Origin of the sequence: Actibacterium sp. (genome assembly GCF_041584535.1) — a bacterium.
Lineage (GTDB): Bacteria > Pseudomonadota > Alphaproteobacteria > Rhodobacterales > Rhodobacteraceae > Actibacterium_D.
The window spans coordinates 1-3,979 of the sequence record NZ_JBFHDW010000248.1; the positions used below are offsets into that span (position 1 = coordinate 1).

General features: G+C 62.6%; 5 protein-coding genes. 4 read left to right on the forward strand and 1 reads right to left on the reverse strand.

Annotated elements, in window-relative coordinates; all coding sequences use genetic code 11:
- The 3 genes from ABYW26_RS11595 to ABYW26_RS11605 form a co-directional block, all read left to right on the forward strand.
- A partial coding sequence (locus ABYW26_RS11595) for a FliG C-terminal domain-containing protein (RefSeq protein ID WP_372605041.1) occupies positions 1 to 555 on the forward strand: 555 nt, incomplete at its 5' end.
- Between the two features lie 123 nt (positions 556 to 678).
- Positions 679 to 1,506: a DMT family transporter gene (locus ABYW26_RS11600; RefSeq protein WP_372605042.1), complete on the forward strand. Its 828-nt coding sequence runs from the start codon at positions 679 to 681 to the stop codon at positions 1,504 to 1,506.
- An 18-nt stretch (positions 1,507 to 1,524) separates the two neighbouring features.
- Positions 1,525 to 2,469 carry a lysophospholipid acyltransferase family protein gene (locus ABYW26_RS11605; RefSeq protein WP_372605043.1) on the forward strand — a complete coding sequence of 315 codons (945 nt, stop codon included), beginning with the start codon at positions 1,525 to 1,527 and terminating at the stop codon, positions 2,467 to 2,469.
- On the opposite strand, the gene ABYW26_RS11610 is transcribed toward ABYW26_RS11605, so the two are convergent.
- Complete coding sequence (locus ABYW26_RS11610) at positions 2,466 to 3,173, reverse strand: DUF1223 domain-containing protein (protein WP_372605044.1); 708 nt, start codon at positions 3,171 to 3,173, stop codon at positions 2,466 to 2,468. The two genes, ABYW26_RS11605 and ABYW26_RS11610, sit on opposite strands and share 4 nt — an antisense overlap.
- Before the next feature lie 246 nt (positions 3,174 to 3,419).
- Between ABYW26_RS11610 and ABYW26_RS11615 the strand changes: the two genes are divergently transcribed.
- Positions 3,420 to 3,979 (forward strand): aconitase family protein (locus ABYW26_RS11615; protein WP_372605045.1); only part of this gene is annotated, 560 nt, incomplete at its 3' end.

Genomic DNA, 3,979 nt, shown 5'->3' on the forward strand with positions numbered 1-3,979 from the left:
GATCAGGCCCGGCGTATCGCCTGCGCGGTGTCGCAAACTGCCCTTGCCCCGCCCGAAATGGTGGCGCGGATCGGGTCTGTGCTGGCTGCCCAGCTTGAAGCGCGCCCGGTCAGCGCCTTCGACACGCCACCTGCCGCGCGGATGGGCGCGATATTGAACCTTGCCCCCGCCGCCACGCGCGAGGATCTGTTATCCGGTCTGGATGAGGCCGATGCCGGTTTCGCCAAGACCGTGCGCAAGGCGATTTTTACCTTTGCCGACATCCCCGCCCGCATCCCGGCGCGCGAGGTGCCCGCGATCACCCGCGCCATCGCCGCCGAAGATCTGGTCACCGCGCTGGCCGGCGCGACCGAACCCGACGCCGCCAAGGCCGCTGATTTCATCCTTGCGAACATGTCGCGGCGCATGGCCGACCAATTGCGCGAGGACATCAGCGATCGCGGCATCGTCCGCACATCCGAGGCCGAGGCCGCCATGTCACAGATTATCGCCGCCATCCGCGCGCTTGAGGCTGTAGGTGAGCTGACCCTGATCGTCCCCGGCGACGACGATTGACGGCACGGCAGGCCTTGCCCAATCCCGGCAACCGGCCTACTGCTGGGACATGACGCACGCAACCTTTCCGACCCTGCGATGACGCGGCTTCGTGATCTTTCACCAGTCACACAGGGGATCCTGATGATGCTGGGTGCGATCCTGTGTTTCAGCCTGATGGACGCCAATGCAAAGGCGCTGGCCCATACGGTCGGCACCCCCCAGACCCTGTGGGCGCGCTATACCGGCCAGACGGTTCTGGTGGTGCTGATGCTGAATCGGCATGTGCCCCGCCTGCTGCGCACCCGTCAGCCGCTGATACATATTTTGCGCACGGCGTTCATTCTGGGCGGCACCACGTTCTTTTTCTTTGGGCTTGGGAAAATCGGTCTGGCCGAGGCGACGGCGATCATGGGCCTGAACCCGGTTTTCATCACGCTGGGCGCGGCGCTGTTCCTTGGCGAGAAACTGGGCCCGCGCCGCATCGGCGGCATTGCCGCGGCGCTGATCGGGGCAATGCTGATCATCAAACCCGGATCGTCAGTATTCACGCCCTATGCGATCCTGCCGCTGTGCGCCGCCATATGCCTGACCGGCTTTGCCCTGACCGCGCGCTACATGGGCAAAAGCGAAAGCATCTGGACCGCGATGCTTTATACCGGCCTGATCAGTTCGGTGCTGTTGGGGGTGATGATCCCGTTTTTCTGGGTCCCGCCCAGCGGCTCGGACGTCGTGCGGCTGGCGGTGGTGGCGGTCTGCGGCGGTGTCGGGCAATTCCTGATGATTTCAGCGCTGATGCGGGCCGAGGCCGGACAGGTCGCGCCCTTTATCTATAGCGGCCTGATCTTCGCAACGGTCTGGGGCATTCTGTTCTTTGGCGAATTCCCTGACCTTCTGTCATTGACCGGGGGACTTGTGATCATACTGGCCGGGATTTATGTCTGGTATCGAGAAACCCATAGCGCCTCGTAATTGCTCTGAAAGTCCGGCATGGCCAAGACATACTCTTTTCACCGCAGAGCCGGTTTCTGGCTAAGCGATCTGGCGATCCGCGGGGTATTCGGCCTGATGCTGGCGTTGCCATGGGCGACGCGCGTGCGGCTGATGGGCTGGTTCACCTCTCGGATCATCGCGCCGCTGGCCGGCTATTCCGGCCGGGTGCGGGCGAATTTAAACCATGTCATGCCCGAGCTTCCCGACACCGAGGTGCGCCGCCTGATGCGGGCTGTGCCTGATAACGTTGGCCGCACCCTGATCGAGATCTACTCCGGCGCCGAATTCATGAAGCGCATCAGCAAGCTGCCGCTGACCGGTGACGGTGCAGCGACGCTGGAACAGGCGATTACCCAGAAACGGCCGATCGTTCTGGTGACCGGGCATTTCGGCAATCACATGGTGCCACGCGCCGCGATGTTCGCGCGCGGGCATCCGGTCGGGGCGCTGTATAACCCGATGCAGAACCCCTATTTCAACGCCCATTACGCCAAGGCGATGGAATCGTTCGGCAAACCGATGTTCCCGCGCGGCCGCAAGGGCTATGCCCAGATGCTGCGCTATCTGTCCGATGGCGGCACGATCGGCATTCTGGTCGACCAGTTCATGCGCAATGGCGAGCCGTTGGACTTTTTCGGCAAACCGGCGATGACGGCGCTGTCAGCGGCTGAAATGGCACTGAAATACGACGCGCTGATCTTTCCGATCTACGGCGTGCGCCAGCCCGACGGTCTGACCTTCGAGGTCGTCGTCGAGCCGCCGCTTGAGCACACCAATGCCCGCGACATGACGCAGGCGCTGAATGACAGCCTTGAGGCCATCACCCGCCAGCACATGGATCAATGGTTCTGGGTGCATCGCCGCTGGAAGCCCGAGCGTATGGAGAAACTGGTTCGTGCCCGTGAAGAACGGGCCGCGCGCGCCAATGGCGACAGCGATTAACGCAGCCGCGCCGCCGCCAGAATCGGGCCAAAGCCGCTTTCCTGAAGAATCGCCACCACCGGGCTGTCCGAGGGCATCTCGAAGCTGAGGTTCAGCGGCGCCGCACCATCCCAGCGCGCGACCGGGGTCCAGCCGTTGACGATGTTGGAATATTGAATGCGCCGCCCGGCGTTTTCGCCGCGGGTGATTTCGACGATCTGATTGGGCATATAACTGACCAGTTGCAGCACCACCTCGCCTTTCAGCGGGCGCAGCGCCTGCGCCGCGACGATCACATGTTCCCCGCTGCGCGTCAGGCTTAGCGTCACCGGCGCCGGGCGCGACTTGTGGCGCTGGATCAGTTCGGCCACTTCCATCGGGCGGAACCCGATCACATGCTCGGCGCCGCCCACCACCATCTGCGGTGTATAGACCGAACGACTGCCGACCGCGCGGGCATAGCCCTTTTGCCGCTTGGTATAGGCCGGATCCGCGAACGCGTCCTTCCAGCCGATATAGTCCCAGTAATCCACATGCAGCGACAGCGCGATCACGTCCTCGCGCCCAGCCAGTTCGTTCAGCAACCCGTCTGCGGGCGGACAGGACGCGCAGCCCTGCGAGGTGAACAGCTCGACCACCACCGGCATTGCCGTGTCTGATGCCAGCGCCGCGCCCGGTGCCGTCAACAGCGCCGCCGCCAGCCCTGCCTTTACGATCTCAAGCACGCGCTTCGTTCGCCTCATACGCCAGCAATCCCGGTTTCAGTTTCATTCGTGTTCTAACTACCTAGACCACCCGACCGTCCCGCGCCAATCAAGGTTTCGAGAGACAAACGTCAGCGATGTTTCAAATATCCGTGTTCCGGCGGGCATTCCGGTCTGCTTTCAGGGGCTGTGGCTTGAACGTGACCCCACATAAGTGGCAGAATCAAAAATCAGCGAGACCCCTCGTTTCAACCAGGGAGAGCTAAAATGTCCATCATCGTCGGAAAAGATACCTCGAACACCCGCCGCACCCTGCGCGTTGGTGACAAAAGCGTTGCGTATTACTCGATCCCCGCCGCCCAAGCGGCCGGTCTGGGAAATTTCACCAATCTGCCCGCGGCGTTGAAGGTCGTGCTGGAAAACATGCTGCGGTTTGAAGACGGCGGCTTTTCGGTTTCGACCGACGACATCCGGGCCTTTGCCGAATGGGCCGAACAGGGCGGCCGGAACCCGCGCGAGATCGCCTATCGCCCGGCCCGCGTATTGATGCAGGATTTTACCGGCGTGCCCGCCGTGGTCGATCTGGCCGCGATGCGTGACGGGATCAAGGCCCTTGGCGGTGATGCGCAAAAGATCAACCCGCTGAACCCGGTGGATCTGGTGATCGACCATTCGGTGATGATCGACGAATTCGGCAACCCGCGGGCCTTTCAGATGAACGTCGACCGCGAATATGAGCGCAACATGGAACGCTACCAATTCCTGAAATGGGGTCAGGGCGCGTTCAACAATTTCCGCGTCGTGCCGCCGGGCACCGGCATCTGCCA

What these genes read in the sequence shown, in the direction of transcription:
- ABYW26_RS11605 (WP_372605043.1), top strand. Translation starts at nt 1,525, where the DNA reads ATGGCCAAGACATACTCTTTTCACCGCAGAGCCGGTTTCTGGCTAAGC.
- ABYW26_RS11600 (WP_372605042.1), top strand. Translation starts at nt 679, where the DNA reads ATGATGCTGGGTGCGATCCTGTGTTTCAGCCTGATGGACGCCAATGCA.